The organism is Acidimicrobiales bacterium (genome assembly GCA_035547835.1).
Taxonomy (GTDB): domain Bacteria; phylum Actinomycetota; class Acidimicrobiia; order Acidimicrobiales; family Iamiaceae; genus DASZTW01.
The window spans coordinates 102,651-129,171 of the sequence record DASZTW010000002.1; the positions used below are offsets into that span (position 1 = coordinate 102,651).

The 26,521-nt window shown below is 71.0% G+C and carries 24 protein-coding genes; 16 read left to right on the forward strand and 8 right to left on the reverse strand.

The features are described 5' to 3' along the window. Positions 1-23 precede the first annotated feature (23 nt). Positions 24-233: a ferredoxin gene (locus VHA73_01790; protein HVX16737.1), complete on the forward strand. Its 210-nt coding sequence runs from the start codon at positions 24-26 to the stop codon at positions 231-233. On the opposite strand, the gene VHA73_01795 is transcribed toward VHA73_01790, so the two are convergent. Then, positions 226-1,920: an FAD-binding protein gene (locus VHA73_01795; GenBank protein ID HVX16738.1), complete on the reverse strand. Its 1,695-nt coding sequence runs from the start codon at positions 1,918-1,920 to the stop codon at positions 226-228. The two genes, VHA73_01790 and VHA73_01795, sit on opposite strands and share 8 nt — an antisense overlap. Positions 1,921-2,053: 133 nt before the next feature. On the opposite strand from VHA73_01795, the gene VHA73_01800 reads away from it, so the two are divergent. The 8 genes from VHA73_01800 (at position 2,054) to otsB (ending at position 11,200) form a co-directional block, all read left to right on the forward strand. Next, positions 2,054-3,226 carry an amidohydrolase family protein gene (locus tag VHA73_01800; protein HVX16739.1) on the forward strand — a complete coding sequence of 391 codons (1,173 nt, stop codon included), beginning with the start codon at positions 2,054-2,056 and terminating at the stop codon, positions 3,224-3,226. Beyond that, positions 3,226-4,452: a M24 family metallopeptidase gene (locus VHA73_01805; protein HVX16740.1), complete on the forward strand. Its 1,227-nt coding sequence runs from the start codon at positions 3,226-3,228 to the stop codon at positions 4,450-4,452. The genes VHA73_01800 and VHA73_01805 overlap by 1 nt, the downstream gene beginning before the upstream one ends. 8 nt (positions 4,453-4,460) lie before the next feature. Next, the gene (locus tag VHA73_01810; protein HVX16741.1) at positions 4,461-5,594 is read left to right on the forward strand and encodes a M24 family metallopeptidase; all 1,134 of its coding nucleotides are present in this window, start codon (positions 4,461-4,463) and stop codon (positions 5,592-5,594) included. Beyond that, positions 5,591-6,568: an enoyl-CoA hydratase/isomerase family protein gene (locus VHA73_01815; protein HVX16742.1), complete on the forward strand. Its 978-nt coding sequence runs from the start codon at positions 5,591-5,593 to the stop codon at positions 6,566-6,568. Before VHA73_01810 ends, VHA73_01815 begins: the two co-directional genes overlap by 4 nt. A gap of 54 nt (positions 6,569-6,622) precedes the next feature. Continuing rightward, positions 6,623-9,046: a CoA transferase gene (locus VHA73_01820; protein ID HVX16743.1), complete on the forward strand. Its 2,424-nt coding sequence runs from the start codon at positions 6,623-6,625 to the stop codon at positions 9,044-9,046. Positions 9,047-9,076: 30 nt separating this feature from the next. Next, positions 9,077-9,667 carry a MarR family transcriptional regulator gene (locus VHA73_01825; GenBank protein HVX16744.1) on the forward strand — a complete coding sequence of 197 codons (591 nt, stop codon included), beginning with the start codon at positions 9,077-9,079 and terminating at the stop codon, positions 9,665-9,667. A gap of 137 nt (positions 9,668-9,804) precedes the next feature. After that, a complete protein-coding gene (locus VHA73_01830) occupies positions 9,805-10,401 on the forward strand; it encodes a LytR C-terminal domain-containing protein (protein HVX16745.1) in 597 nt (198 codons plus the stop codon). A gap of 76 nt (positions 10,402-10,477) precedes the next feature. Continuing rightward, positions 10,478-11,200, forward strand: coding sequence for a trehalose-phosphatase (gene otsB, locus VHA73_01835; GenBank protein HVX16746.1), 723 nt, complete (start codon positions 10,478-10,480; stop codon positions 11,198-11,200). Here otsB and VHA73_01840 read toward each other — a convergent pair. Further along, positions 11,179-12,555, reverse strand: coding sequence for a trehalose-6-phosphate synthase (locus VHA73_01840; protein HVX16747.1), 1,377 nt, complete (start codon positions 12,553-12,555; stop codon positions 11,179-11,181). The two genes, otsB and VHA73_01840, sit on opposite strands and share 22 nt — an antisense overlap. Positions 12,556-12,648: 93 nt before the next feature. Between VHA73_01840 and VHA73_01845 the strand changes: the two genes are divergently transcribed. Then, entirely contained in the window at positions 12,649-13,632 is a 984-nt protein-coding gene (locus VHA73_01845; protein ID HVX16748.1) for a glycerate kinase, read from the forward strand. On the opposite strand, the gene VHA73_01850 is transcribed toward VHA73_01845, so the two are convergent. Then, positions 13,601-14,689: a glucosyl-3-phosphoglycerate synthase gene (locus VHA73_01850; protein HVX16749.1), complete on the reverse strand. Its 1,089-nt coding sequence runs from the start codon at positions 14,687-14,689 to the stop codon at positions 13,601-13,603. The two genes, VHA73_01845 and VHA73_01850, sit on opposite strands and share 32 nt — an antisense overlap. 262 nt (positions 14,690-14,951) lie before the next feature. Between VHA73_01850 and VHA73_01855 the strand changes: the two genes are divergently transcribed. After that, complete coding sequence (locus tag VHA73_01855; protein HVX16750.1) at positions 14,952-15,227, forward strand: ubiquitin-like small modifier protein 1; 276 nt, start codon at positions 14,952-14,954, stop codon at positions 15,225-15,227. 149 nt (positions 15,228-15,376) lie between these two features. After that, positions 15,377-16,996 carry a chaperonin GroEL gene (gene groL, locus VHA73_01860; protein HVX16751.1) on the forward strand — a complete coding sequence of 540 codons (1,620 nt, stop codon included), beginning with the start codon at positions 15,377-15,379 and terminating at the stop codon, positions 16,994-16,996. Positions 16,997-17,050: 54 nt separating this feature from the next. On the opposite strand, the gene VHA73_01865 is transcribed toward groL, so the two are convergent. The 3 genes from VHA73_01865 to VHA73_01875 form a co-directional block, all read right to left on the reverse strand. Further along, the gene (locus VHA73_01865) at positions 17,051-17,392 is read right to left on the reverse strand and encodes a hypothetical protein (protein ID HVX16752.1); all 342 of its coding nucleotides are present in this window, start codon (positions 17,390-17,392) and stop codon (positions 17,051-17,053) included. Then, positions 17,382-17,657, reverse strand: coding sequence for a hypothetical protein (locus VHA73_01870; protein ID HVX16753.1), 276 nt, complete (start codon positions 17,655-17,657; stop codon positions 17,382-17,384). The genes VHA73_01865 and VHA73_01870 overlap by 11 nt, the downstream gene beginning before the upstream one ends. A 112-nt stretch (positions 17,658-17,769) precedes the next feature. Then, positions 17,770-21,789 carry an FtsK/SpoIIIE domain-containing protein gene (locus VHA73_01875; protein HVX16754.1) on the reverse strand — a complete coding sequence of 1,340 codons (4,020 nt, stop codon included), beginning with the start codon at positions 21,787-21,789 and terminating at the stop codon, positions 17,770-17,772. A gap of 93 nt (positions 21,790-21,882) precedes the next feature. Here VHA73_01875 and VHA73_01880 point away from each other — a divergent pair, with 93 nt between their 5' ends. After that, complete coding sequence (locus tag VHA73_01880) at positions 21,883-22,566, forward strand: chlorite dismutase family protein (protein ID HVX16755.1); 684 nt, start codon at positions 21,883-21,885, stop codon at positions 22,564-22,566. Continuing rightward, positions 22,563-23,402: an ATP-dependent sacrificial sulfur transferase LarE gene (gene larE / locus VHA73_01885; GenBank protein HVX16756.1), complete on the forward strand. Its 840-nt coding sequence runs from the start codon at positions 22,563-22,565 to the stop codon at positions 23,400-23,402. The genes VHA73_01880 and larE overlap by 4 nt, the downstream gene beginning before the upstream one ends. A 101-nt stretch (positions 23,403-23,503) precedes the next feature. Here larE and VHA73_01890 read toward each other — a convergent pair whose 3' ends face one another. Further along, entirely contained in the window at positions 23,504-23,809 is a 306-nt protein-coding gene (locus tag VHA73_01890; GenBank protein HVX16757.1) for a hypothetical protein, read from the reverse strand. Positions 23,810-23,832: 23 nt separating this feature from the next. Here VHA73_01890 and VHA73_01895 point away from each other — a divergent pair, with 23 nt between their 5' ends. Beyond that, on the forward strand, positions 23,833-24,402 hold the full coding sequence (locus VHA73_01895) for a hypothetical protein (GenBank protein ID HVX16758.1): 570 nt from the start codon (positions 23,833-23,835) through the stop codon (positions 24,400-24,402). A 26-nt stretch (positions 24,403-24,428) separates the two neighbouring features. On the opposite strand, the gene VHA73_01900 is transcribed toward VHA73_01895, so the two are convergent. Beyond that, a complete protein-coding gene (locus tag VHA73_01900) occupies positions 24,429-24,899 on the reverse strand; it encodes an Rrf2 family transcriptional regulator (GenBank protein ID HVX16759.1) in 471 nt (156 codons plus the stop codon). Positions 24,900-25,117: 218 nt separating this feature from the next. Here VHA73_01900 and VHA73_01905 point away from each other — a divergent pair, with 218 nt between their 5' ends. Next, positions 25,118-26,521: a hypothetical protein gene (locus VHA73_01905; GenBank protein ID HVX16760.1), complete on the forward strand. Its 1,404-nt coding sequence runs from the start codon at positions 25,118-25,120 to the stop codon at positions 26,519-26,521.

The following is a 26,521-nucleotide window of genomic DNA, read 5'->3' on the forward strand; positions in this document are numbered from 1 at the left end:
GGGAGGAGCTATAGGGTCGCGGCGTGGCCCTCGAAGTCGAAATCGACCGCGACGTCTGCATGGGGTCAGGGAACTGCGTGTACGAGGCTGTCGGCGTGTTCGACCTCGACGACGACTCGATCTCGGTGGTGGTCGACATCGCGGCGGCACCGGAGGAGCGCGTGCTCGCAGCCGCGCGCAAGTGTCCGACCAAGGCGATCACGGTCCGGCGCGACGGCGCAGTGATCAACTGACGTCGCCTCCGGGCCCTTCGGGCTCACCCGAGCCGAGCGCGTGGAGCGCGGCTACGTAGCCGAACACCATGCTGTTGGCGATGCTCGCGCCGGGGCCCAGGTAGTGGCGGCCCATGACGGTCGCGGTGCTGTTCCCGGCGGCGTACAACCCAGGGATCGGTCGCTCGTCACCGTCGACCACCTGCGCGTGCTCGTTGGTGACCAGCCCACCGCAGGTGCCGATGTCGCCCGGGAGCACCTCGCACGCGTAGAACGGCGGCTCGTCGATCGGCCCCAGGCACGGGTGCACCTTGCGGTTCGGGTCGCCGAGCGCTCGGTTGTACGCAGACTCACCGCGCCCGTAGTCCGGGTCGACCCCGCGCTCGGCGTTGGCGTTGAAGCGCTCGACGGTCTCGGCGAGGCCCGCCGGGTCGATGCCGCACAGCCGGGCCAGGTCGGCGAGGGTCCAGGCCTGCTTCAGCCGCCCGCTCTCGAAGAGCTTGCGCGGGAAGCGGCCGGGGCTGGATCGAAGGTGCGCGTAGCGCTTGCGGTAGCGGTCGTCGAAGATCAGCCAGCAGGGCACGGCCCTGCTGGTCTTGTTGCGTGCGTACATCGCTTTGCCGACCTCCATGTAGGAGTTCGACTCGTTCACGAAGCGCTGTCCAGCGGCGTCGACGTAGATCGTGCGCGGGCGTTGCCGTGCTTGGTCGAGCGTCGACTGCCCGAACCGGCCGGTGCGCGGCGAGGGCATCCACCACGCTTCGTCCATCAGATCGGTGCGCGCCCCGAGACGCATAGCGGTCGCGATGGCTTCGCCTGTGTCACCCGGGTTGGCGATCGACCACTTCCCTTCGTTCGGTTGGTCGGCGCCGAAGGTGGCGCGCATCTCGGGGTTGTGTGCGAAGCCACCCGCCGCGATCAACACGCCCCGGCGCGCCCGGATCTGGTGCTGCCGGCCGCCGTGCACGGTGCGGACACCGACGACGCTGCCGTCTTCGACGATCAGCTCGTCGAGCGGCGCCTCGGTCCAGATCTCCACGTTGCGGTCGATGGCGACCCGCAGCATCTGCGCGATCAACGACGCGCCGTTGGTGAGCAGATCCTGGCGCCGCAGCCGCGCCAGCACGGTGCGGATCACGACCCGGGCCGAGGTGACAAACGCGCCGACGCTGCGGTTGTAGTTCGACAGCGACCGCGCCTCATTGGTCATCACGCACATGCCGAGGCTCTTTGCCAGGCCCGGCTGGAGCTTGTGCTGCCACTCGCCGAGGGCCCGGCCGTCGTACGGCACGGGCTCGATGCCACGGCCGAGGTCGTGGCCGCCTTCGGCATTCGAGTAGTAGTCGCTGTAGCCACGGCAGTAGCTGAACTGCACGCCGAGACCTTGCAGGAACGAGACCATCTCCGGCCCCGCGGTCAAGAAGGCGGCACGGTTGGCCGGCGAGGACGAGGGCCCGACGTCGCCCACCACGGATTCGAAGTGCGCCATGGCCGCGTCATAGGAGTCAGGGACGCCCGCGGCCTGCATCACGGGGTTGTTCGGCACCCACACGATGCCACCCGACATGGCGGTGGAGCCGCCGACCAGTTCCTGCTTCTCGAGCACCAACGCGCTCGCACCGCGTTCGGCGGCGGCCAGTGCAGCCACCATCGCGCCACCGCCGGATCCGATGATCACGAAGTCGACGGTCGAGTCCCACGTCGTCATGTCGCGCCCCTTCCGGCCCCCGAACGTCCTCCCGCAGCGCCGTGAACTTAGCAGCGTCCGTTGACGATTGCTACGAAGTCGAAGTAATGTCCGCGAGGTCCGCGGAACCGGTCCGCGGCGGGGAGGTGGGGGAATGTCCGTCGCGTCGAGGACGATCACGTACCCGCCCGAGGGGCTGGGAGCGCCGAAGGCCCGCAGGCCTGGTCCGCTCGCCGATGTCGGGCTGCCGGCCGGCATCGACGTGTTCTCCGCCGACAACCACATCTCGCTGGCCGTCGACATCTTCTACGAGCGCTTCCCCGCGAGCATGAAGGACCGTGCACCGCGCGTGATGAACGAGCGCGGCGGGTGGGTGATCGGAATGGACGGCAAGTCGATCCTGGTTCCCGAGTTCGTCGACGTGCTCACCCAGTACGACCCCGTGTCGGGCTCGCACACCGGCGACGTCGAGGCCCGGATCGCCGCACTCGAATCCGAAGGCGTGTCGAAGGAGCTGGCGTTCCCCAACTCGGTACTGGCGCTGTTCGGCTGGCCCGACCGCGAGGTTCGTGAGTTGTGCTTCCGGATCTACAACGAGCACATCGCCGAGGTGCAGGAGCGTTCGAAAGGCCGCATCTACGGCGTTGGCCTGATCAACTGGTGGGACGCCGACGGCGCCCGTCGCACGGTGAACGAGCTCAAGGAGTTGGGCCTGAAGACGTTCCTGCTACCGCTGCAACCGGGCAAGGACCTCGACAAGCGACCCATCGACTTCGCCAGCACCGCGATGGATCCCGTATGGGACGCCATCGAGGAAGCGCAAGTCCCCGTCGCTCATCACATCGGTGAGAACCCACCGGCCACACCGAACGAGTTCAACGCGGTGGGCATCGGGATGTTGCAGTCGGTGGCGCCGTTTCGTGACGCGTTCGGCAAGTACGTGCTCGGCGGCATCCTCGATCGCCACCCCGGCCTGCAGATCGGGTGGTTCGAGGGCGGCATCAACTGGGTCCCGTCGACGATCCAGGACGCACAGCACATCGCCGCGTCGTTCCACCACCTCAACAACCTCGAAGTGCAGCACGACCCGAGGTACTACTGGGACCACCACATGCACGCGTCGTTCATGGTCGACCCGTTGGGCCTCGATCTCGTTGATCGCATCGGCGTCGACAAGATCATGTGGTCGACCGACTTCCCGCACAACGAGAGCACGTACGGCTACAGCAACACGTCGCTGGCGTCGGTGGTCGACACGCTGGGCGCGCAAGCCTCGGTCGGTGTCGTCGGCGGCAACGTGAAGCGGTTCCTCGGGCTGGACGACTGATGCCGGCCGGGCTGATGGCGTCGGCCGGCACGAGGACCATCCCCGAAGTGCCCGACCGTTCTCGCATGCAGCGGGAGCGGACGCACCGCGTGCGCGAGGGGATGCGGGCTGCCGGTCTCGACGCGTTGGTGCTGCTCGGCAACACCAACGTGGTCTACGTGACCGGTGCGGTGTGGCCGCTCGCCGATTCGGGCCGTGCCAACTTCGAGCAGCCTGTGGCCGTGGTGCTCGCTGACGACGAGTGGCCCCACTTGTTCTCGTCGGTCGCGGACGATGCCGGACTGCCGGCGGAGCTGCCGGCCGACCATCGGCACGGCCCCGTGTACGTCGACTTCGACGAGGGCGTGAAGCTGTTCGCGTCGCAGCTCGCCGACCTCGCCGGCGGCGGCGTGGTGGCATTTGACGAATGGACCAACTCGCTGCGCCGCGAACCGTCGTTGCAGGCGGCCTCGGCCAAGCCGGTCGATGGCGGGCGTGTGATCAGCGGCGCCAAGTTGATCAAGACGCCCGACGAGCTCTCGTACCTGCGCGAAGGCCTGCGGATCACCGAGCTCGCGGCGGCCGAGGTGCAGGCGCGTCTGGCGCCGGGTGTGCGCCAGACGGAGCTCACCGCCACGTTCCTGCGCACGATCTTCGACGCGGGAGCCGACGCGAACATCCTCGACCCGATCTGGCAGGTGATGCCTCGCCGCATGGCCGACGGCCCGTGGACCACCACCGGCGACCTCGCCTGCCCATTGCTGTCGACCGAGCGCGAGCTGGCCGCCGGCGACGTCTTGTGGGTCGACACCGGGGTGAGCTTCGGCGGCTTTCACTCCGACTTCGGTCGCACTTGGCTCGTGGGTCAGGAGCCGGATGCTCGCCAGCGCGCCCAGTTCGAGCAATGGCGCCACATCCTCGGCGCGGTGCTCGACGTGACCCGTGCCGGTGCCACCGCCGCCGACCTCACTGCTGCGGCCATCGAGGCGGCCGGCGGGACCAAGCCGTGGATGCCCCACTTCTACCTGGGCCACGGCCTCGGCATCGACAGCGCCGAGATGCCGTACGTGGGCAGCGACATCGGCGAGGCGTTCGACGCGTCGCTCGTGCTCGAGGCCGGCATGGTCCTCGTGCTCGAACCGATCGTCTGGGACGACGGCGCCGCTGGTTACCGGTCCGAGGAGGTGCTGCTCATCACCTCCGACGGTTGGGAACCGATGACCGACTACCCCTACGACCCCTTCTGAGGTAGCTCGTGCCAACGACCGAAGTCCTGCCCGACGAAGCCACGCTGCGCCGCGCACGGCGAGCACGCGTGCTCGAAGCCATGGAGGCGGCCGACATCGACGTGCTCGTCGTCGGTCGCGAGGGCAACGCCCGCTACGTGTCCGGCGCGCCGCGGTTGTGGACGGCGGGATCCCGTGCGTTCGGGCCGGGCTGCGTGCTCGTGCGCGCCACCGAGGCCGTGCACTTGTTGAGCACGTGGGATGAGGGCATCCCCGACGACATCCCCCACGAGAACTTGTACGGCATCTCGTTCAACTCCGGAACCTTCGTGAAGGTGCTACGAGGCATCGACGGCGCGGACACGTTTCGTACGGTCGCGACCGACGCGATGTCGCCGTCGTCGGCGCGCTTGTTGCCGGCAGCGTTCCCCGCTGCCGAGCTGGTCGACGCAGAGCCGTTCATGCGCCGCTGTCGCAGCGTGAAGCTCCCGCAGGAGATCGACGCGATCCGAGCGTCGCTGGGTGTCGCGGAGCGCGCGCTCGACGCGGCGACCGCGGCGCTGGAGCCGGGGGTCACCGAGCGCCACCTCACGGGGGTGTTCATGGAGGCGATGGCGGAAGCCGGCGTGACGACGCCCGCGACCCAAGACATCGCCTGGATCACCTCGCGCCGCCAGGCTTGGGGTCGAACTGGGCGCGACACGCCGGCGGCGCCCGGCGATCTCGTGGCCTTCGACGCGGGGATCATCCTCGGCGGCTACGTGGGCGAGGTCGGCCACACCCGCCAGGTCGATCCCGCCGACGACCCGGCAGCGGCGCTGCGCCAGCGCACCGGCGAGCTCTGGGACCGCCTGCTGGACGCGTGCCGCGCCGGGCTGCCGATGACCGGCCTGCTCGATGCCTACGAGGCGTCGGGTGTCGCGGCGCCGCCGGTGCCGGTGGCCAGAGGGCTCGGGCTTGGCTACGACGTGCCGCTGGTGACCGCTGCCCTGCCCGCCACCGCGGCCCAAGCGGCCTTCGAGTCGGGCATGGTGCTGGCGCTCACCGCGTACACGTGGGCCGAGGGCGTCGGGGCAATCTACGAACAGGCCGCAGTGCACGTCACGCCCGACGGGCCCGAGCTCCTCTCTGGCCCTGCCAACCCAAGGAACCCCACGCCATGACCAGCGCGGACATCCCTCCCGCCGAAGAGATCATCTTGTACGACAAGGACCCGGCCACCCGGATCGCCACGATCACGCTCAACCGACCCGACGCGCTCAACGTGCCGACGATCGCCGCGAGGCGCCGTTACGCCGACCTGCTGTTCAAGGCGAGCATCGACGACGACGTGAAAGTGCTCGTCGTGCGGGGCGTCGGCGACCACCTCGGCACCGGCGCCGACCTCGACGAGCTCATGGCGAAGCGAGCCCAGGGCACCGCGTTGCACGAGGAGTTCGGCCTCGAGCCGGAGGACGACGTGACCTTGCCCGGCCCGCGGTCGTACCGCGCCGGCGCACAGCTCCTGCACTGGTACGCCGACACCAGGTCGGGCTGTCGCACCCTGCAGGACTTCAAGAAGATCAGCATCCTCGAGGTCAAGGGCTACTGCTACGGCTGGCACTTCTACCAAGCGGCCGATGCCGACCTCGTGATCTCCTCTGACGACGCGCTGTTCGGTCACCCCGCGTTCCGCTATGTGGGTTATGCGCCGCGGATGTGGCAGTGGGCCACGATGATGGGCCTGCGGAAGTTCCAGGAGATGGTCTTCACCGGGCGGCCGTTCACGGCGCAACAGATGTACGAGTGCAACTTCGTGAACAGCGTGGTGCCACGCGCCGAGCTCGAGGCCGAAGTCGAGAAGTACGCGCTGTCGTGTGCCCGCACCCGACCCACCGACACCGTCTACATGCAGAAGGTGTTCTTCGAGGTGATGAAGCAACACCAAGGGGAGTCGGTGGGCACCTTGTTGAGCGCGTGGCTCGAGTCGATGGGTGGCGCGCTCCGCGAGGACGACGACGGTCGGCTGGCGACCTTGTCCGGCGAGACGATGGACGCTGGCCTCAACAACTCGGTGAAGGACAACGATGACCGGTTCCCGCCCGACTGGCGCCTGAGCAGGTCGGGTCGTCGGCGCACCGAAGCCGATTGGCGGTGACCGCCGCCCGACCGACGCTCGTCGGCGGTACGGAGACGGGTGTCGGGGCAGCCGATGTCTGACGTCGGCGGACTCGCGCTCGATGGGTTGCGGGTGGTCGACCTGTCGACGTGGATCGGTGGCGCGTACTGCACGAAGCTGCTCGCCGACGGTGGCGCGGAGGTGGTCAAGGTCGAGCCGCCGGGCGGCGACCCGCTGCGCCGCTGGTCGGCGTCGGGCGCGGCGATCGGGGCCGACGACGACGGTGCACTGTTCAACTTCCTGGGCGCGTCGAAGCAGGGTGTCGTGGTCGACCCGCAGCAACCGGCCGCCCTGTCGTCGCTCGAGGCGTTGCTGGCGACGGCGGCTGCCGTCGTGTGGTCGCCGGGTTCGCCGCTGGCCGAGGAACCCACGTTGGCGCCGGGTGAGATCCTGCGCCGCCACCCGCATCTCACCGTCACGTCGATCACGCCGTTCGGCCTCGACGGCCCGTGGACCGGCCGTGCCGCCACCGAGTTCACGCTGCAGGCGTGGTCCGGCGGGGTGATCGGGCTCGGGCGCGGCCCGTCGGATCGGGCGCCGGTGTACGTCGGCGGCCAGGTCGGTGAGTGGCTCGCCGGGCTGCTGGCCGCCATCGGCACCCTTGCGTCGGGCCGGCGTGTGCCCGCTGGTGGCGAACTGGTCGACGTGTCGATGCTCGAGGCGCTGGCGATGTGCCTCACGTACTACCCCGTCACGTTCCACGATCAGCTCGGCCGGCCGATGCGACGCCGCCGGGTGGTTCCCACGCCCGGCGTCGGCGCAGCCAGCGACGGGCTGGTGGGCCTCGGCTGCGGCACGGGGCAGCAGTGGCTCGACTTCTGCGTGATGGTCGGCCATCCGGAGTGGATGGAGGATCAGTCGCTGTTCCTCCAGCGCACCGGGCTCGCGCCCACCATCGATGCCTGGATCGCCGAGCACACCGTCGCGGAAGTGCTCGACCTCGCGTCCGCGTTCCGGATCCCGAACGCCCCATTGGCGGACGGTTCGAACATTGCCACGTTCGAGCATTTCCGTGAGCGCGGGGCGTTCGTGGCCAACCCCACCGACGGCGCCACCAACCCGCGCGCGCCGTTCCGCCTGGGTGCCGGGGGGTTGCGCCCCCCGGGGCCTGCACCGCGCCTGGGGGAGCAGGCGATCGACGCCTTGCTCGAGGCGTCCTCTGCTCACGCTCGAGATGACATGGCGCCCGCCGGTGCCCCCTCGTCGCCGACCCTGCCGTTCGCCGGCCTGCGCGTGCTCGACATGACCGGCTACTGGGCTGGCCCGCTCGCAGGGCAGGTGCTCGCGCTGCTCGGCGCCGAGGTCATCCACCTCGAATCGGCTGCCCGCCCCGACGGCGCCCGTCTCGTCGGTGGGGTGCCGCAGTCCGAGGAACAGTTCTGGGAGCGCGGGCCGATCTTCGCGGCGCTCAACACCAACAAGCAGGGCCTCACCATCGACTTTGCCGACCCGCGCGGCGCGGAGCTCGTCCGGCGCCTCGCGGGAACGTGCGACGTGGTGATCGAGAACTACACACCTCGCGTGCTCGACCAGGTCGGTCTCGGTCACGACGCGCTCCGGGCCGGCCACCCCGAGCTGCTCGTCTTGCGGATGCCGGGGTTCGGGCTCGATGGTCCGTGGCGCGACCTGGCGGCGTTCGCCTTTGTGATCGAGGACGCGGCGGGGCTCACGTGGCTCACCGGGTATCCCGACCTCTTGCCCCTGGAGCCGTATTGCATCGGCGACCCCAACGCGGGCCTGCACGCGGTGTACGGCCTGCTGCTCGCCCTCGCACATCGTGACCGCACCGGTGCCGGCGGTGTGGTGGAAGTCGCGATGGTCGACGCGGCAGCCAACATCGCGGCCGAGCAGCCGATCGAGTTCTCGGCGTACGGAGCGCTCCTCGGCCGCGACGGGAACCGCGGGCCGGGCGCCGCGCCGCAGAACCTGTACCAGGTGGCAGGACCCGACGAGTGGGGCCGCGACGACTGCTGGGTCGCGATCGCGGTCGCGACCGACGAGCAGTGGCGCTCGCTGTGCCACGTATTGGGCGGACCGGATTGGGCGACCGATGCCGCCTTCGCGACGGCCGCCGGACGGCGTCGGGGCCACGACCAGATCGACGCGGGTCTCCGAGCCTGGTGCCGGGACCGCACGGCCGAGGAGGTCACCGCCACGCTGTGGGATGCCGGCGTTCCCGTTGGAACGGTCACACTGCCGCACCGCCAGACTGACCTGGCGCCGCTCGCCGCTCGGGGGTTCTTCGAGGAGGTCGACCATCCAGTCGCCGGTCGGGCCCGTTACAGCACACTGCCGATGCGCTTCTCCCATGGCCCGACTCGCTTCCATACGCGGCATGCGCCACTGCTGGGGGAGCACAACGAGACGATCCTCGAGGGGCTCGGGCTCACGCCCGAGGAGATCCGCGCGCTGGAAGCCGATGGCATCATCGGACGTTCGCTCGTGCAAGGAAGCTGACGGCCCCCACGGGCGTCATATCCTGCGGCCATGGGCTTCGACGTCGCGCCGTTCGATGTGGTCGAAGCCTCACGGCGGGTGTGGCTCGAGCTGTGGAGTCCCGAGGCGGCGTCGGGGATGGCGGTGTACACGGCCGTGCTCCGTTCGTACCAGATGCTCCACGACCAGGTCAGCCGCGTGATGCGCCGCCACGACCTCAGCTTCCCGCGCTACGAGGTGCTCACATGGCTGGCGACCGACCCGGAGTCGTCGCTCACGCTCAGCTGGATCAGCAAGACGCTGCGGATCCCTCCGGCGACGGTGACCAACATCATCGACCGGCTCGAGGCCGACGAGCTCGTCCGACGCGTGCCGCATCCTTCCGATGCGCGCACCACGTTGGCGGTCATCACCCCGCGCGGCCGGCGCGTGGCCACTGCGGCGACCCGCGACCTCAACGGGGCCGTGTACGAGGAGCTCGCGCTCACGCAAGCGCAGCGCCGCGACCTCGTCGGTGTGCTCGCGCACCTGCGCGCGAGCGGCGGGGAGTTCGACGTCGAACGATCCAACGAGGTGATCGAAGAGCTGGCCGGGCGCCGTTCTCAGGCGCCCCGACGGAAGCCGCCCCGCGGGGTCGCGTAAGGCGCGATCGATCTGGTCCAACAGGCTGTTTCGAGGTATGTCACGCCCGGTGTCCTCCCATGGGGAATGCTTGTATTGCCCAGCGGGGCGCGCCAAGCTGCCTCGAACGTCACCCGACCGGACGGACGCTTTTCGTCATGACTGCTGCGAATCGACCACCCGCCGACCAGAACGCCGCCAAGGGGATCGCCTTACTGGTCGTGGCGGTGTTGGTGGGGGTCGTGCTTCTGGCACGCTTCAACGGCGGGGGTGGCAGTGGCGGTCACGCCTCGGCGCCGAAGAACACGACGTCCACGACGGTGAACGCCCCGACGACCACGGCCGTGCTGCCAACCGGGACCACGTCGAAGCCGATCACCGCGCTGAAGGTGGCCGTGTTCAACGGCACCGGTGGCCGGGTGGCCAAAGCGGCGGGCAACACCCAAAAGGCGCTCTCGACGGCGGGCTACACCAACGTGACCGTCGGCCACGACACCGACCAGCGTTCCACGTCGGTCGTGTACTACGGGCCAACGGCCCAGCGCGGCGATGCCGCAGCCATCGCCCGGGTGATGGGCTTCAAGAACACGGCGGTGCAGGCACAAGGCACTGCGCAGCTCCCCGCTGGTTCGACCGGTGCCGACGTCGTCGTGATCCTCGGGCTCGACGCCACCTCGAACACGGCGGTCGCGGGTGGTTCCACCGGAACGAGCACGACCAGCGCCAGCAGCTCGTCCACCACGTCGACGCCGTAGCGAGCCCGTCGTCGCCACTTCCGACCTCGCCGGGTGGGCTGACCGGGCCCGCGCAGATCCGTCGCACACCGCGATCTTGAGCGACTTCGACGGCACGCTCGCGGAGATCGTCACCGACCCGACCGCCGCCCGTCCCGTCGGTGGCGTGGTAGCCACCTTGGCCGACCTCGCCGGACGGTATGCGATGGTCGCCGTCGTCTCGGGTCGTCCCGTCGGCTTCCTGCAGGACCTGCTGCCCGATTCGGTGCACTTGTCGGGCTTGTACGGGCTGGAGTCCGCGCACGGCGGTCTGCGGGTGGAGGACCCCCGGGCGACGGAGTGGCGGGGCGTGGTCGAAGAGGTCGGCGCCGACGCAGCGGAGCTGCTGCCGGCCGACGCCGATGTGGAGCTGAAAGGCTTGTCGGTGACCGTGCACTACCGGCGGGTGCCGGCGGCCGAGCGCACGATCGTCGAGTGGGCGGAGCAGGCCGGTGCTCGCAGTGGCCTGGTCGTGCGAGCGGCAAAGCGATCCGTGGAGCTGCACCCGCCCGTCGACGTCGACAAGGGCAGCGTGACCCGGCGCTTGGTCGGCGATCTGCCGCGGGTCTGCTTCCTCGGCGACGACGTGGGCGATGTGCCCGCGTTCTCGGCGCTGGCAGGGTTGGCCGCCGAGGGCCGCGACGTGCTGCGCGTGGCGGTGGCGTCGGGCGAACTGGACCCGGAGGTGGCGGGGGCGGCTGACTCGCTCGTCGACGGCCCGCGCGGCGCGTTGGCCTTCTTGCAGACGTTGACGGACGCTCAGCCCGCGGCGTCGAGCTGACCGCGCAGCCAGTCCGCCGGCGACCGGCTCAACGCGATGTCGCGTGCCGCCGTCGCGCGGCGGGCCCGTTCGGCGGCCGGCATCGTGAGCGCGAGGTGCAGTGCATCGGCCGTGCCGCTGACGTCGAACGGCTCGACGGGTATCACCGCAGATCGGAGGTACTCGAAGGCGCCGGCCTCGGTCGACAACGCGATCGCCCCGTCGCGCTCGTTCAACAGGACGCCTTCGCTGGCCACCAAGTTGAGGCCGTCACGGATCGGGTTCACGAGCAACACGTCGAAGCGGCGCAGCGCGGCGACCGATCGTGGGAAGTGGTCGGTCGGGTCGAACAGGATCGGCGTCCAGTCCGGCGTGGCCCACTTGGAGTTGAGGTCCTGGACCAGTCGGTCGACTTCTTGGCGATACGCGAGGTACTCGGGGAGCCCTTCGCGCGAGGGGTAGACAAAGGCGCCGAACGTCACTGCGCCTCGCCACTCGGGGTGCCGGGTGAGGAGGTCGTCGAACGCCCAGAAGCCGCGCAGCAAGTTCTTCGACAACTCGATCCGGTCCACTCGCAAGACGAACCGGCGGTTGCCGACGGCCGCGTCGAGCTCGTCGGCCGCGGTGGCGCACTCGGGACCTGCGGCCACCGACCGCAAGTCGTCGAGATCTGAGGCGAGCGGCGAGACGAACGTCGTCGGCACCCACCCCAGCGTGTCGTCGCAGCACGCCTCGAAGCCGCGGGCCCATCGGGCGGTGTGGAACCCGCACGCGGCGTGCGCGGCCATGCCGGCGAGCAGTTCGTGGCGGACGTCGCTCGGCAGCACTCGCAGCCCGTCGGGGGTGGCGAACGGGGTGTGGCTGAAGTGGACGAGGCGGAGGTCCGGTCGCTGCTCTGCGAGCATCGGGGCGAGCAGGCACAGGTGGTAGTCCTGCACCAGCACGGCTGCGCCGACGGGCGCGTCGTGGGCGACGGCCGTGGCGAACTGCTCGTTGACGTAGCGGTACGAGTCCCACGCTTGTCGCCATCGAGTGTCGATGCGAGGGCGGCGCGCCAGCTCGAACAACCCGTGGTGCGCGAACCACAACGTGGCGTTGCAGACCACGTCGTAGGCCTGTCGGTAGCGCACCGGGTCGAGCGCGAGCAGGCGGGCGCGGAACCCGTCGGCGTCCACGGGCGCGCCGCTCGCCGCGGCGCGGTCGTCGTCGGACATTGCCGCCGCGATCCAAACCGTGTCGGTCCCGGCGACGAGCGGGCCGAGACCCGAGACGAGGCCGCCGCCGCCCCGCTTGGCTCGCAGCTGGTCACCGTCGCGGCGGAACGACACCGGACCCCGGTTCGAGACCACCACGATGGGTCGGCGACCTGCGTCCATGAGCGCCCCACCCTACGGGAGCGAGGCTGGCCGTCCCGACGCCCTCGGGCCTCCGTCCCTCCCGACCGGTGCTGGAATGTGGCGGTGCGAGTCGTGGCCGCTCCCGACAAGTTCCGTGGCACTGCCACCGCCCGCGAGGTCGCGAGCGCGGTGGCCGCGGCTGCCGACCGCGCCCGATGGTCGTGCACGCAGGTACCCATGGCTGACGGCGGCGAGGGCACCCTCGACGCGCTGGGTGGCCCGAATCGCACGTCCACGGTCAGCGGCCCCTTGGGTGATCCGGTCGAGGTCGAGTGGCGCCTCGCGCGGGGGACGGCCGTGATCGAGATGGCCCGGGTGGCCGGCCTCGAGTTGGTGGGCGGGCCGGCGGGCAACGACCCGGTTGCCGCGGCCACCCAGGGCGTCGGCGAGCTCGTCAGCTTGGCGGTCGACGCCGGCGCCCGGCGGGTGATCGTCGGGATGGGCGGGTCGGCCACCACCGACGGGGGGCTGGGTGCGCTACGGGCGATGTATCCGTTGCAGCGCTACCGGGCGGTCGAGCTCGTCGCGGCGTGCGATGTCCGGACTTGTTTCATCGACGCCGCCGAGCGCTTCTCGCCACAGAAGGGCGCCAGCCCGAACCAGGTCGAGTTGCTGCGCCGCCGGCTCGAGCGGTTGGCGCAGGTGTACCGCGAGGACTACGGGGTCGATGTGAGCACGCTCGAGGGCGGGGGTGCGGCCGGGGGGTTGGCCGGCGGCCTGGCCGCGGCGGGTGCGCGCCTGGAGCCCGGCTTCGAGTTGGTTGCCGACGAAGTGGAGCTCTTCGAGTCGCTGGAAGGGGCCGACCTCGTCATCACCGGCGAGGGGTTCCTCGACGAGCAGTCGTTCGAGGGGAAGGTCGTCGGCGGCGTGGTCGACCTCGCGGCGGAGGTCGGCGTGCCGGTGCTCGCGGTCGTGGGCCAGGTGTTCGATGGGGCCGACGACCGGGTGCGCGCGATCTCACTGGTCGAGGAGTTCGGCGAGGAGCGGGCCCGCGGCGACACGCTCACGTGTGTCACCGAAGCGGTCAGTCGTCGCCTCGCGGAGGGCCTTCGCTGAGCCCGTCCCGACGGCGGGCGATCGCGCGTGCGACGCCTTCCAACGGGTCGTCGCCTTCCCCGATCGGCGGCATCGCCGCGCGAGCGCCCGGCCCGGCCAGCCCGTCGACGAACTCGGCCAGGCGGCCGTCGCTGGCGCCCGCGGCGCCGCGGCTGGCGGTGGTCGAAGCCGGCGCAGGGCCGATCTCGCTCGCCGGGCGGTAACCGGCGACGTGCACCAGCGGCGGCCGGTCGCGCACGTCGACCGGCGCCACGAGACCGTCCGGTCGCCGGTACACCGGCGTGTCGGTGACGTCGAGCCCCGCACGCCGCAGCGCAGTCGTCATGACGGCCAGGGCCTGGGGCCCGAGCTCGTGCAGCGGGCGGTTGCGGTGCTTGCGGACACCGAGGTCGATCTGCGCGACCGCTTCGACGCCCCACCCGCCCGTGATGTCGATCAACAGGCCGATGTCGACCCCGTATCCGCCGGCAAACCGCACGCGCTCGACCACCTCGCGCCGGCTCGCGTACTCGCCGCCGATCGGTTGGATGATGTCGACCAGCTCAGGGAACCAGGTGGTGAGCACCGGCCGGGCGACCAGCTCGGTCACTCGTCCGCCCCCCACCTCCCCTTCGCCGCCGGGGCGCTCGTAGTAGCCCTTCACGAGCGCGACGTCGGGGTCGCCGAGCAAGGGGGCGACCAGACCCGTCACGAACGAGGTGTCGAACTGTTCCAAGTCGGCGTCGAGCCACACGATGAGGTCGCCGTCGGCTGCGGCCACCGACTTCCACAGTGCCTCGCCCTTGCCCCTGCGGGTGCCTTCCTCGGGGAGCACGTCAGCGGCGCTGACGACCCGTGCGCCCGTGGCCTTCGCCACTTCCGCCGTGTCATCGGTCGACGCATCATCGACCACCAGCACCTCGTCGACCAACGGCACGGTGTCCATGAGATCGGCGCGAATGCGCCCGACGATGCCGGCGATGGTGGGGCTCTCGTTGTGCGCGGGGAGGCACACCGAGACGCGCAGATCCCCCTTCCGTTCGACCAGCTGGGAGGGGGAGAGGTAGGGGAACGACATCACGAAAGGGGCGACCAGGGCGCAATGGCCAGGGTAGGCCGCAGTTGGCGGTGCGCGGGCAGGTCGCTGCGATCGTGGGACACCGTGTTGGTGCGCCAGACTCCGCCTGGCGTACCCACCCCATGGCGATGAGCCGGCTCGCCCGTCGGCCCGCCTCCTGATCGCGTCGCGCCCCACCTTGCCGGTCATGGGGACTCGGCCGGTACGATCAAGCCGCGCCACCGGCGCCGACCCCGACCGAAGCCACTCCCGAGGCGAGCCCATGACCGTCACCGTCCGAATCCCCACCACCTTGCGCACCTTGACGGCCGGTGCGTCGGAGGTGCAGGTCGAGGGCTCCACGGTCGGCGAGGTGCTCGAGAACCTCGACGCCACCCACCCAGGCTTCACCAGCCGCCTGCTCGATGACGACGGTGGCCTGCGCCGGTTCGTGAACGTCTTCGTCGCCGACGACGACGTGCGGTTCCTGAACGGCCTCGAGACCGCGGTGCCCGCCGGCGACGTGGTGGCCATCATCCCTGCCGTCGCGGGCGGCTGATCGCAGGGGTGCCCGGCGCGGTGGCCACCGGGCCGCCGGGCTGCGCCGAATTCGGTGGCGCGGTGTTGCGACGGGCGTCGTCGCGTGGTTTCCTGTTAGCAGTCTCAACCTGAGAGTGCTAACGAACGTCATCTGGAGGCTCGCGCCGAATGCCCAAGATCATTTCCTTCGATGAGCAGGCCCGCCGGTCGCTCGAGGCCGGCATGAACCAGCTCGCCGACGCGGTGCGCGTCACGCTCGGGCCCAAGGGCCGCAATGTCGTGTTGGAGAAGAAGTGGGGCGCACCCACGATCACCAAGGACGGCGTGTCGGTCGCCAAGGAGATCGAGCTCGAGGACCCGTACGAGAAGATCGGCGCCGAGCTGGTCAAGGAAGTCGCCAAGAAGACCGACGACGTCGCGGGTGACGGCACCACCACCGCCACGGTGCTCGCCTGGTCGATGGTGCGTGAGGGGCTGCGCAACGTCGCGGCCGGCGCCAACCCGATGGCGCTCAAGCGCGGCATCGAGGCCGGCGTCGAGGCGGCCGTCGCCAACCTGGCGTCGCTGTCGAAGGACGTCGAGTCCACCGACCAGATCTCGCAGGTGGCTTCGATCTCGGCCAACAACGACGCCGAGATCGGCGCGCTGATCGCCGAAGCGATCGACAAGGTCGGCAAGGACGGCGTGGTCACCGTCGAGGACTCCAACACCTTCGGGCTGGAGCTCGACTTCACCGAGGGCATGCGGTTCGACAAGGGCTACATCTCGCCCTACTTCTCGACCGACCCCGAGCGCATGGAAGCGGTGCTCGAAGACGCGTACGTCCTGTTCGTGAGCACCAAGATCTCGGCGATCCGCGACCTCGTCCCGGTGCTCGAGAAGGTCATGCAGTCGGGCAAGCCGTTGCTGATCGTGGCCGAGGACGTCGAGGGCGAGGCGCTCGCCACGCTGGTCGTCAACAAGATCCGCGGGACGTTCAAGTCGGTGGCCGTGAAGGCGCCCGGGTTCGGTGAGCGCCGCAAGGCGATGCTCAGCGACATGGCCATCCTCACCGGCGGTCAGGTCATCGCCGAGGAAGTCGGCCTCAAGCTCGAGAACGTCACCCTCGACTTGCTCGGCCAGGCCCGCAAGATCACGGTCAGCAAGGACGAGACCACGATCGTCGACGGCGCCGGCACCGAGGACGACATCAAGGGTCGCATCGCCCAGATCAAGCGGGAGATCGAGGACACCGACTCCGACTACGACCGCGAGAAGCTGCAGGAGCGGCTCGCCAAGCTGTCGGGTGGCGTGGCCGTCCTCAAGGTCGGCGCCGCCACCGAGGTGGAGCTCAAGGAGAAGAAGCACCGCATCGAGGACGCGGTCAGCACCGCCAAGGCAGCGGTCGAGGAAGGCATCGTTCCCGGCGGTGGGGTCGCGCTGCTGCGCTCCCAGGCCGCCGTGCTCGACGCCGCGGACAAGCTCGAGGGCGACGACGCCACGGGCGCTCGGATCGTGGCCAAGGCCATCGAGGAGCCGCTCAAGCAGATCGCGGTCAACGCCGGCCTCGAAGGCGGCGTGGCGGTCGAGAACGTGCGCAACCTGAAGGGCGCCAAGGGCCTGAACGCCGGCACCGGCGAATACGAGGACCTCATCAAAGCGGGCGTGGTCGACCCCACCAAGGTCACCCGCTCGGCCCTTCAGAACGCCGCGTCGATCGCGGCGCTGTTCCTCACCACCGAAGCGGTGATCGCCGACGCCCCCGAGGACGCGGCGCCCGCCATGCCCGGTGGCATGGACGACTTCTGATCCGTCCGTCCGACCAACGCACCACGCGACGGGAGGCCCTCCGGGGCCTCCCGTTCACGTTCCGGCTCGCCGCGCCCGGGCCGCGAGGGCGACGTCACCGCCCTGCGGCGCGGCATGCGAGCGCTGCCACTGCTGGTCGCGCGCGGTGTCGGCGGCATGGGCGATCCAGGTCTCGAGCCAGGTGAGGCCCTCGACCAGCGAGTTGGTGTCCCGGCGCTGGTGGTCGTAGGCCGCGCGGAACCGCTCGTGGAACGGACCCGACCAGTCGCGTTCGGCCGTAGCGGCGCGGACGGCTGCCACGGCGGCGCTGGACTCGAGCGTGGCGATCAACCGATCGCAGGCCGCCGTCGCCTCCGCGGCAGCTGCGTGGTCGAACGCCCCTTGGTCAGTTGCCACCCGCGGACAAGATGTCGCCCTGGACGCGCAAGGCGGCGGCCAGGACCTCCTGCAGGGAGCCGTGGAAGTTGCGCAAGTCGGCCTCTGCCCGTTCCCATGCCGAGCGGAACTCGATGGCGTGGCGGCCGTCCCAGTGGACGGGGTCGCCGAGGATCGCGCCTTGGGCACGGAACTGGGCCAGGACTTCTTCGAACGGCCCGCCGATCACGGCATGGAGCTGTTGGCTGGCTGCGACGGCGTCGCCGTCGCATGCGACTCGGCCCATGGTCGACCTCCCGGTCAGGTGAGATGTGGTGCGGGAGGAAGGGTGGGGGAGTCGGGCGGGCCGTGGCCTCGGTCGACTCGGGCGCTGACCCTAACTTTCGATCTGTTCCATGTCAATCAATGATCGCTACCTGCAGGAACTCGATCCGGCCGTGGTCCACCAGCCAGCCGCGGCCGGGTCCCGGCTCGGCCGGGTGGCGGCGAGGAAGGGTGGCGCCGAGCAGATCGCCGTCCAAGTCGAGGGAGGGGCGCAACAAGATGCCGACTCCCGCGGCGCGCAGCGGCCGCGACCAGTGCTGGTAGGCACCGCGCAGCGCCTCGGCCCTGCCGGCCCCGATCACGTGGATGCGGTGGGCGTGTGGTGGGTGCTCGGCAAGCAGCGTGGCGAGGTGCCGGTCGGCGTCGTCGATCGTCTCGATGTCGTCGGCCACCACCAGCACGGGCGACGCTGCGGTCGCCTCGCGCACCAGGTCGGCGAGCGCGGCGAGGCGGTCAGGCGTGAGCGACTCGTCGACGACGGCAGCTCTGCACAGCGGTGAGCGGTCGGCGGCGATCGCGACGACGGCGAGGTCGCGGCCGGCCGCGGCGCGAGCGACGGTGGCCAACGTGGTCAACGCGGAGGTGCGGCCCGAGCGTGCCGGACCAGCCACGAGCGCGTGCTCGCCAGGGTGAAGCACGACGGCGACGGTGCCGAGGTCATGGTCGCCGATGCCCACCGGGAGCCGCCAAGGGTCGGGTCCGGTGCGATCCGTCGGCGACACATCGCCCGGTGTGAGCGAGCTCGTGGGCACTCGCGCGGGGAGCGTGGCGATGCGCGGGGGCGCCAAGCACGGGGTGGGGGCGTGCGCCCGGGTCGTCGCGACCGCGGCTGCGAGGTCGTGGCCGGGCCAGCCGATCTGGCCGAGGAGGCCATGTTCGACCCAGGTCGCCCGTCCCGGACGCGTGGTGGTGGTCGCCGGTCGGCGCACGCCGAGGTGTGCTTCGTCGGCGGGATCGGCGAGCGACAGCACCACCCGTTGTCGGGTCCCGGCGATCCACCGACGAGGCACGCCTCCCGTGGCCGCGATCGTGAACGCCACGTGGATGCCCACGCGAGGGCCGTCGGCCAGCACCCGCCCGAACCGCTCCAACACGAGCTCTTGCGGGTCGCCCCAGGCAGCGGCGAATGCCTCGGCTCCGTCGACCAACACCACGATGCGCGGGCCGGTTGCCGTCGCCGGCAGCTCGCGGGAGGCGCGGCCGGCGGACTGGCGGCGCGCGAGCTCTCGCGCCAGGTGATCCACGAGGCGGCGTTGACGCTCGCGCTCGCCCGGCCCGATGACGTTGCCCACGACGGGGAGGTCCGCGAGCGCGCTCAGCTCGCCGCTCCCGAAGTCGAGGACGTGCAGGTGGCAGGCGGACCCGACGATCCCGCGCGAGGCGCGCAGCGCGATCGCGGCGAGCGCGGTGGTCGTTCCGCTTGCCACGGCGCCGGCGACGAGGAGGTTGCCGCGCTCGGGGTCCCAGCCGATCGGGATCTGATGTTGGCGACTCGGCTCGTCGGCGCGGGCGAACACGATGCCGGTGCTGGCCGGGCCGTACGGCGCCGCGCGGTCTTCGTCCCGGGCGCCTGGCGGCTCGACCTGGTCGAGCGGCAAGAGGTGGGGCAGTGGATCGGGCCAAGGGCGGTGCGGTGGGGGCCCTCCCCGCTGAGCGTGCGCCGCCACGATGGCGTCGACGAGCTGGTCGAGCTCCCGGACGTCCGGACCTGCCTCGTGTGGGCGAGGGCGTGTGACCGCCCGAGCCAGCAGCGGCGTCGGGCCGGGTCCGTCGCGGGCGGGCTCGAACGGCTCCAGCACCACGGACGGGCGGTCGCCGGGCGGCGCACCGCTGGTGCGGGCGACCTGGGCCTGAATGACCTCACCCGGACCCAGTCGGACGAGCGCCCGACCGGGTCGCTTGCGGCTGAGCGTGGAGGCGTCGGGCACACCGATCACGTCGGTCGAGTCCGCGGCGTCCTGCACTCGCAAGGCGATCCGCAGATTCGTGTTCGCCCTGATGTGGTCGCTGACCGAACCGGTCGGCCGTTGGGTGGCGAGCACCAGGTGCACGCCCATCGAGCGACCCCGTTGCGCGATGCCCACCAGCGCCTCGAGGGCTCCGGGGTGCTCGGTGGCCAAGGTGGCGAACTCGTCGATCACGACCACCAGTCGAGCCAAGTGGTCCCGGTGGGGTGCACCCCGGTAGGCGGGGAGATCGTCCGCGCCGGCCGCGCGCAGCAACTCCTCGCGGCGCACCAACTCTGCTTCGAGCCCCTCGATCGCGCGTTGCACCTGGTGGCCGTCGAGGTCGGTGATGGTGCCGACCACGTGGGGGAGCGCGCCACACCGATCGAAGGTGGAGCCGCCCTTGAAGTCGATGAGGACGAACGAGAGCTGCTCGGGCGGGCAGGCGAGCGCGAGACCGACGACCAGGGTGCGCAACAGCTCGCTCTTGCCTGACCCCGTGGTCCCCGCGAGCAGCACATGGGGTCCGTCGAGCGCGAGGTCGACGACGAGCGGGCCATCGAGCGAGACACCGACGACGGCCGCGGGCGGGTGGTCAGCCGAAGCATCCCAGCCCCGACCGATGGCCTCAGGGCTGCCCGCGGCAGCACCGGTGGCCTGGCTCAGGGTGAGGTCGGCGGGGAGGTGGACGCCGGCCTGGGGCGAGTCAGGGTCTTCGAACCGGGCCAACGCCCTCGCCGCTGCCCGCGCAATGGCGACCGGCAGCCGCTCGCAGGACACCTTGCTCGGCGCGGTCTCGGGTGTCCGCAGCTCCCCACGGCCACTCGCGTCGATCTGCACGACCGCGGTGCAACACGACGGCAGGTCGCGCTCGGTCTCGGCAACGACGATGGCGGCGACACCGGCTCCTCTCGCGCGCAGCGACGTCCTGGCCCGGGCACGGTCCATCGGCTCGTGACCTTGGTCGTCGAGCACGACCAACATGCCGTGCGTCGTTCGCTGGTCGCGGCAGGCGCGGCGGAGCGCCTCGATCCCCGCGGGTCCGCCCGTGACGCGTCGAGGGCCCGCGTCGGGATCGACGACGTGAGGAAGCCACCGCGACCACGCCCAATCGCTGCTGGCCCTCTCGTCGGTCACGACGGCCAGCGCCAGATCCCCGGGGCCGTGGAGGACGCCTGCTTGGACGACGAGGGAGCGGGCCACGCCGAGCACTTCCGGGCGCGGCCCGGCGAGGCCGATCACGCCGCGCGCGGACAAGTCGACCGTCACCGGCGTGTCACTCAGGACGCTCGCGGCGCCGAGCATGGCATCGAGCTCGGGAACGTCACCGGGCCCCGCCGCGGTCCCGGCGCCGGTGCCGGCTGCGGTGGGGACCTGCCAGCCGACGTCGCCGGTTCCGAGCCGCAGGCGCAACCAATCGGGATCGCCGGCGCGCCGCTCCCACATGCGGGGGTGCTCATCCGCTGGCCAGCTCGCGACCTCTGCGGCCGCTGGCGACTCCCGGCGACGCCGCCGCCGTTCCGTGGCCGCCATGCCGTGCAGGTCGTGTGCGAGGGCCACCAGGTCGCCGCGGAAGCGCTGTTCGTCCCGCCGCAGTCGCCGGCTTCCGCGGCGATGCTGCTCGATGCCCGTCGCGACGGCGACCACCGGCCCGAGGAGCGAGAACAGCCCCCACACGACGTTGTGCAGCGCCACGACCAACACCGCAGCCATGACGGCGGGCACCACGACGCCGGCGACGCTGATGGCACTCGATCCGCTTGCGGGGCGGGGCGCGTCGGGGAGCCGGATCGGAGGCGGCAGCGTGCATGCCGGCGGGCGCGGCGGCCGCCGTGCCGGCACGGGTCCGCTGGGCCTGGGCTCGCGCCGCGGCGCCGCTCCTGGCCCGGCGCGGCGCAACGTGAGGACCTCGCCTGGCCGAATGCCTGCTTGGCCCACTGGCGTGGCCCCGTCGAGCGGGTGCCCGCCGATCGTCACCTGCAAGGGCGGCGGCGAGAGGGCAGCGACCTCGGTGAGCCGGTCGGTGATCTCGGCGACGACGTCGGCAACGGTCACCCGGTCGTCGCTCCACCGCAGCAGGACCTCGACGTCGCCATCGGGGCAGCGGACGACGCAGGGAAGGGCGCCTGGGCCGGTTGCATCTTTCATGTTGTTTCATGTTATGACACCCTTGGCCGGGGATGGCCGTCGCTCGGCCGGTCGGCTGGGGAGCAGGCGGCGGGCGCGTCCTACACTGGCCGCATGCCAGCTGCGTTGGAGCCTTCGGTCGGCCTGGCGGTCGTACACCTCTTCTTCCGGGCCGGTCGCGCCGATCGGGCCGCAGTCGTCGCCGCGGTCGAAAAGGCCGAGGCCGACGGTGTGCAGGTGGTGCCGGTCGCCATTTTGGGGCACAAGGCCGACTTGGCCGTGATGGCCCTGGCGCCCGACGTGTGGCGTCTCCGGGCGCTGCAGCGTGACCTCGTCGCCGCCGGGTTGGAGCTCGCCGATTCCTACGTGTCGCTCACCGAGCTCAGCGAGTACGCGGCCGGTGTGCCCGACGAGATGAAGCAGGCCCGTCTCTACCCGCAGCTGCCGCCCGAGGGGAAGCCGGCGTGGTGCTTCTATCCGATGTCGAAGCGCCGCAACGTCGACCAGAACTGGTACGAGCTGCCGTTCGACGACCGCCGCGACCTGATGTACGAGCACGGTTCGAGCGGACGGAAGTTTCGCGGACGGGTCCTGCAACTCATCACCGGCTCCACCGGCCTCGACGAGTACGAGTGGGGCGTCACGCTGTTCGCACAGCGGCCCGACGACCTCAAGGAAGTCGTGTACACGCTGCGGTACGACGTCGCATCCGCGCGCTACGCCGAGTTCGGCCCGTTCTTCACCGGCATGGTCGCGCCGCTCGACGAAGTGCTCGACGCGACAGTCGGCACGTCGTGACCCTGGCACCATCGCCGAGCGGTGCCGGGGTCGACCCTCGGCTCGGCGCGTTGCGCGACGTCCTCAGGGAGCTCGATCGGGTGGTGGTGGCGTTCAGCGGCGGTGCCGACTCGGCGCTGCTCGCGTACGTCGCCCACCAGACGTTGGGTCCCGAGCGGGCGCTGGCGGTCACCGCAGTGTCGGCTTCGCTCGCGGGCACCGAGGAAGCCGACTGCCGAGCACTGGCGGCCGAGTGGGGTCTGTCGTGGACCCCGATCGCCACCGACGAGATGGCGAATGCCGCGTATCGGCGCAACGACGCCGACCGCTGTTACTGGTGCAAGGACGCCTTGCTCGACGCGTTGTCGCCGCTCGCGGCCGAGCGGGAAGCGGTCGTGGTGTTGGGGGTCAACGTCGACGACTTGGGCGACCACCGGCCCGGCCAGCGAGCGGCCAGCGAGCGCGGGGCGCGCTTCCCGTTCGTTCAGGCCGGCCTCACCAAGGCCGACGTGCGCGCGTTGTCGGCGAGTCTCGGCCTGCGCACCTGGGACAAGCCCGCCGCGGCATGCCTGGCGTCGCGCCTGCCGTACGGCACCGCGGTCACCGTGGGTCGCTTGAGCCAGGTCGAGCGCGCCGAAGCGGCCTTGCAGGCGTTGGGTTTCCGTTCACTGCGGGTCCGCCATTACGGCACGACCGCTCGCATCGAAGTGCCCGAGGACGAGTTGGCCGCGATGGTCGAACAGCGCGCGGCGGTGGTGGCTGCGGTCCACGGTGCCGGCTTCGACTACGTCACGGTCGATCTCGAGGGCCTCCGGTCGGGGAACTTGAACCTCGCGCTCGACGACCGCGCGAGCTGACCCGAACCCTCGCCCATCTCGCCACCCGACCGCCTTCCGCTCCGTCGTTCTGGTGCCCAGAACGCGAAGGGAAAGGGGGAGATGGCCCGGTCGGGGGCAGGTCAGGCGGGGTCCGACGGGCGCGGTCCGGTGACGTCGACGGGTTCCCAGAACGGAAACGTCACATGCGCCACGCCGAGGTGATCCGCGACGCGACCCCGCCGCCGCAGGTCGGGGAGGCAGCGGTCGGCAGCCTCGCTGCCAGCCATGGCGAGGTACTCCGCCACCGACAACAACAACGGGCCGTCGGCGTCGCCAGGTCGGAGCACCGCGTCGACTTCGAGCGTCGGTGTGCATGGGTTCGCGGGGTCGACGACGACCGCGTGGTAGACGACTCGCTCGAACACGGCCATGGCGCGGATGCGCATCAGCGCGCGCCACGATGGATGCCGTGCCCGACCAGCCTGCGTCCGACGAGCCTGCGCCTGACCAGTCTGGGTTCGACGATTCTGGGTCCGGCCCACCGGTGGCCGCCGAGCCCGTCGAAGGGCGTGACGCGGCCGAGCAGCTGCGGACGTACGCCGACGCGTTGGCTGGTGCGCTCGACGCGGCCATCCCGCAATGGGTCGAGCGCTGTGTGGTCGAGCTGCTCGGCGACGCCTACGGAAGGGCGACGCCGGAACAACAAGCCGAGGCCCGCGCCGCGGGAGTGGCGGCGCGCGACGAGGTGATGCCGCAGCTGCGCACGCTGCTCGCCACCGACGTCGACCGCCAGCGGGCCAACCCGCTCGCAATCGTGCGTGCCGCGGTGCGCCACCCCACCGAGGTGCTGCAGCGGGCGGGGGTGCCGCCCGTGGTGCGCGACGAGGTGGCGGCCCGCTTGTTTCCCGACGACGTGTACGACCTGTCGCCCGCGTCGTTCGGGGAGGTCGGTTCCGCGGTGCACGAGCCGGGCCTCGTGTGGGGCGCGGCGAAGGCCCATGTGGTGCTGAGCCGGCGCCGGGCGGAAGGGCGTCGCTGATCGCCACCGTGGCGACGAAGCACGCCTCAATGCGGCAGCCAGTTCTCGGCGGGGTCGGCCAAGGCATCGACGGCGCCGGGGAGTTTGCCGTCTCGCAAGTCGGCGATGGTGGTGTGCTCCAGCACGTCGCGGAGATTGGCGCGCACCGCGATCCACATCCGTTGCAGCGCCGCGTCGCTCGGCGGGTAGTCGAGCTGGTCGGGCCGGAGTCCCTGTATCGCCGCCAGTGGCCCTTCGATCGCGCGGATCACCCGCGCGATGTCGATGTCCTCCGCGGGCAGCTGCAGCCGCCAGCCGCCGTCGGCACCTCGCTGGCTGCGGACGATCGAGCTGCGTCGCAGCCCGGCGAGCACGTCCTCGAGAGAGGTCGTCGGCACGCCGATCGCCTCGGCGACGAGCTGCGCCTTGACCGGGAGCTTCGCGGCCGGGTCGGCTTCTCGGCGGGCCAGCTCGACGAGGGCGCGGACCGCGTAATCGACTTGCGCGGTGATCCTCATGTGCTCGGCGAACCGTCGGTCATCGGCGCAGTCTCGCACGGGGCAGGCGCGGGCCGGTCCGACGACGAAATGGTGAGATTCCGGCCGACGGCAGGATTGGCGCCAGGGGCGTCGAACCACCGTACGTTGGCGGGCACGAGGATGTAGCCGGCCGACCGCACTCGGGGGAGGCGATGGGGAACCTGGGGAACCACTTGCATCATGGCCAATGGCGTCGTTTGACGCGCCTTGGCCTGGCTTGCGTCGGCGCGCTGTCGCTGGCCGGCGCCGGCAGCGTCGCCTTGTACGGACAACCCGCCCGCAGCGCGCCCGCCACCGTCTCGAACGGCACCTCCACGGCCGACGCCACCACCATGCAGATCGACCCTCGTCAAGCCGAGCTCTCGGTCGGGCTCACCATCGGCACGGCCGACACCCACTACACGAACGACACCGCCACGGCGTCGAGCCAGGGCGTCAACCTCGGTGTGATCGGCACCACCCTCGGAGCCGAGGGCTGCACCGGCGGCGCACCCACGCTGCCGCTCGACAAGCAGCCCCAGCCGTTGCAGGTCGACTCCCGTAGCGCCAGCTCCGCCAAGGGCCAGACGGCCAACACGTACGGCCTCGTCGATCAGTACGCACAGGCCGACCCGACCCCCTCGTCGAACGCCGTCACCACCACGAAGCCCATCGCGATCCCCGGCGTGGTGTCGATCGGACCCGGAACGGCCACTGCGACGAGCAAGTTCGTCAACGGCGTGCGCACCTCGATCGCAACGGTCGACCTGTCGTCGATCGCCTTGCCGGGGGGCTACACGCTGACCGGGCTCCACTGGGAGGCCACGTACCCCACGGGCAACACGTCGGCGAAGCCGACGGGCACGTTCACGATGGGGACGGCGACCGGCCCGCTTGCTTCGCTCGGTGGCCTGGTCGGCAAGCTCGACCCGGCGAAGATCCTCAGCGCCATCTCTGCGCAGACCGACAAGTTGCTGGGGCTCGAGATCTCCGAGCCGACGATCCACGTCGACAACGGCACGCTGTTCGTCGATCCGCTGAAGATCTCGGTCGTGCCGAACAAGCTGCGCGACTCGATCACCAATGGGGTGTTGATCGGCCTCCAGCCGTTGCGCGACCAGCTGAGCGCCGCGGTGCTGAAGGCCACCTGTCAGGCGGCCACCGCCTTCACGTTGGCCGACATCGGCTTGGGCGCCATCGCCGGTGGCGGCTCGCTCAACCTCGAGCTGGGCGGCGTGCAGGCCACGTCGGGCGATGTCAGCTACAGCGACTTCCTCGGTGGCGCAGGTGATCTCTTGGGCGGCGGTGGCGCGGTCGGTACGGGCGACGGTGGCAGCGTGTCGCTCTCCGACGACGGTGGGTCCGACCTCGGCGACGGAACCACCGGCGACCTCGGCGCTGACGCCGGCACCGCGCCGAGCGACACCGAGAGTCCTGCGTCGGCACCGGCCGAGAGCAGCACCGCGCGGCCGGCCGCCTCGCACCACAAGCTGTCCAAGGGTGCGCGTGGTGGCGCGCTGCTGGGCATCGGCTTGTTGGCGTTCGCCGCGTTGCTCGGCATGGCGGAGGCCGATCGCCGCCGGATGCTCAAGTCGGCGCATCAGATCCCCGGAGGTACCTGA

Bases quoted from the DNA above. Each gene is read 5' to 3' on its own strand.
- VHA73_01830 (HVX16745.1), top strand. From the start codon at position 9,805: ATGACTGCTGCGAATCGACCACCCGCCGACCAGAACGCCGCCAAGGGG.
- VHA73_01890 (HVX16757.1), bottom strand. From the start codon at position 23,809: ATGCGCATCCGCGCCATGGCCGTGTTCGAGCGAGTCGTCTACCACGCG.
- VHA73_01825 (HVX16744.1), top strand. From the start codon at position 9,077: ATGGGCTTCGACGTCGCGCCGTTCGATGTGGTCGAAGCCTCACGGCGG.
- VHA73_01855 (HVX16750.1), top strand. From the start codon at position 14,952: ATGACCGTCACCGTCCGAATCCCCACCACCTTGCGCACCTTGACGGCC.
- VHA73_01815 (HVX16742.1), top strand. From the start codon at position 5,591: ATGACCAGCGCGGACATCCCTCCCGCCGAAGAGATCATCTTGTACGAC.
- VHA73_01900 (HVX16759.1), bottom strand. From the start codon at position 24,899: ATGAGGATCACCGCGCAAGTCGATTACGCGGTCCGCGCCCTCGTCGAG.
- VHA73_01840 (HVX16747.1), bottom strand. From the start codon at position 12,555: ATGGACGCAGGTCGCCGACCCATCGTGGTGGTCTCGAACCGGGGTCCG.
- VHA73_01805 (HVX16740.1), top strand. From the start codon at position 3,226: ATGCCGGCCGGGCTGATGGCGTCGGCCGGCACGAGGACCATCCCCGAA.
- VHA73_01800 (HVX16739.1), top strand. From the start codon at position 2,054: ATGTCCGTCGCGTCGAGGACGATCACGTACCCGCCCGAGGGGCTGGGA.
- VHA73_01870 (HVX16753.1), bottom strand. From the start codon at position 17,657: ATGGGCCGAGTCGCATGCGACGGCGACGCCGTCGCAGCCAGCCAACAG.
- groL (HVX16751.1), top strand. From the start codon at position 15,377: ATGCCCAAGATCATTTCCTTCGATGAGCAGGCCCGCCGGTCGCTCGAG.
- VHA73_01850 (HVX16749.1), bottom strand. From the start codon at position 14,689: ATGTCGTTCCCCTACCTCTCCCCCTCCCAGCTGGTCGAACGGAAGGGG.
- VHA73_01820 (HVX16743.1), top strand. From the start codon at position 6,623: ATGTCTGACGTCGGCGGACTCGCGCTCGATGGGTTGCGGGTGGTCGAC.
- VHA73_01795 (HVX16738.1), bottom strand. From the start codon at position 1,920: ATGACGACGTGGGACTCGACCGTCGACTTCGTGATCATCGGATCCGGC.
- VHA73_01880 (HVX16755.1), top strand. From the start codon at position 21,883: ATGCCAGCTGCGTTGGAGCCTTCGGTCGGCCTGGCGGTCGTACACCTC.
- VHA73_01875 (HVX16754.1), bottom strand. From the start codon at position 21,789: ATGAAAGATGCAACCGGCCCAGGCGCCCTTCCCTGCGTCGTCCGCTGC.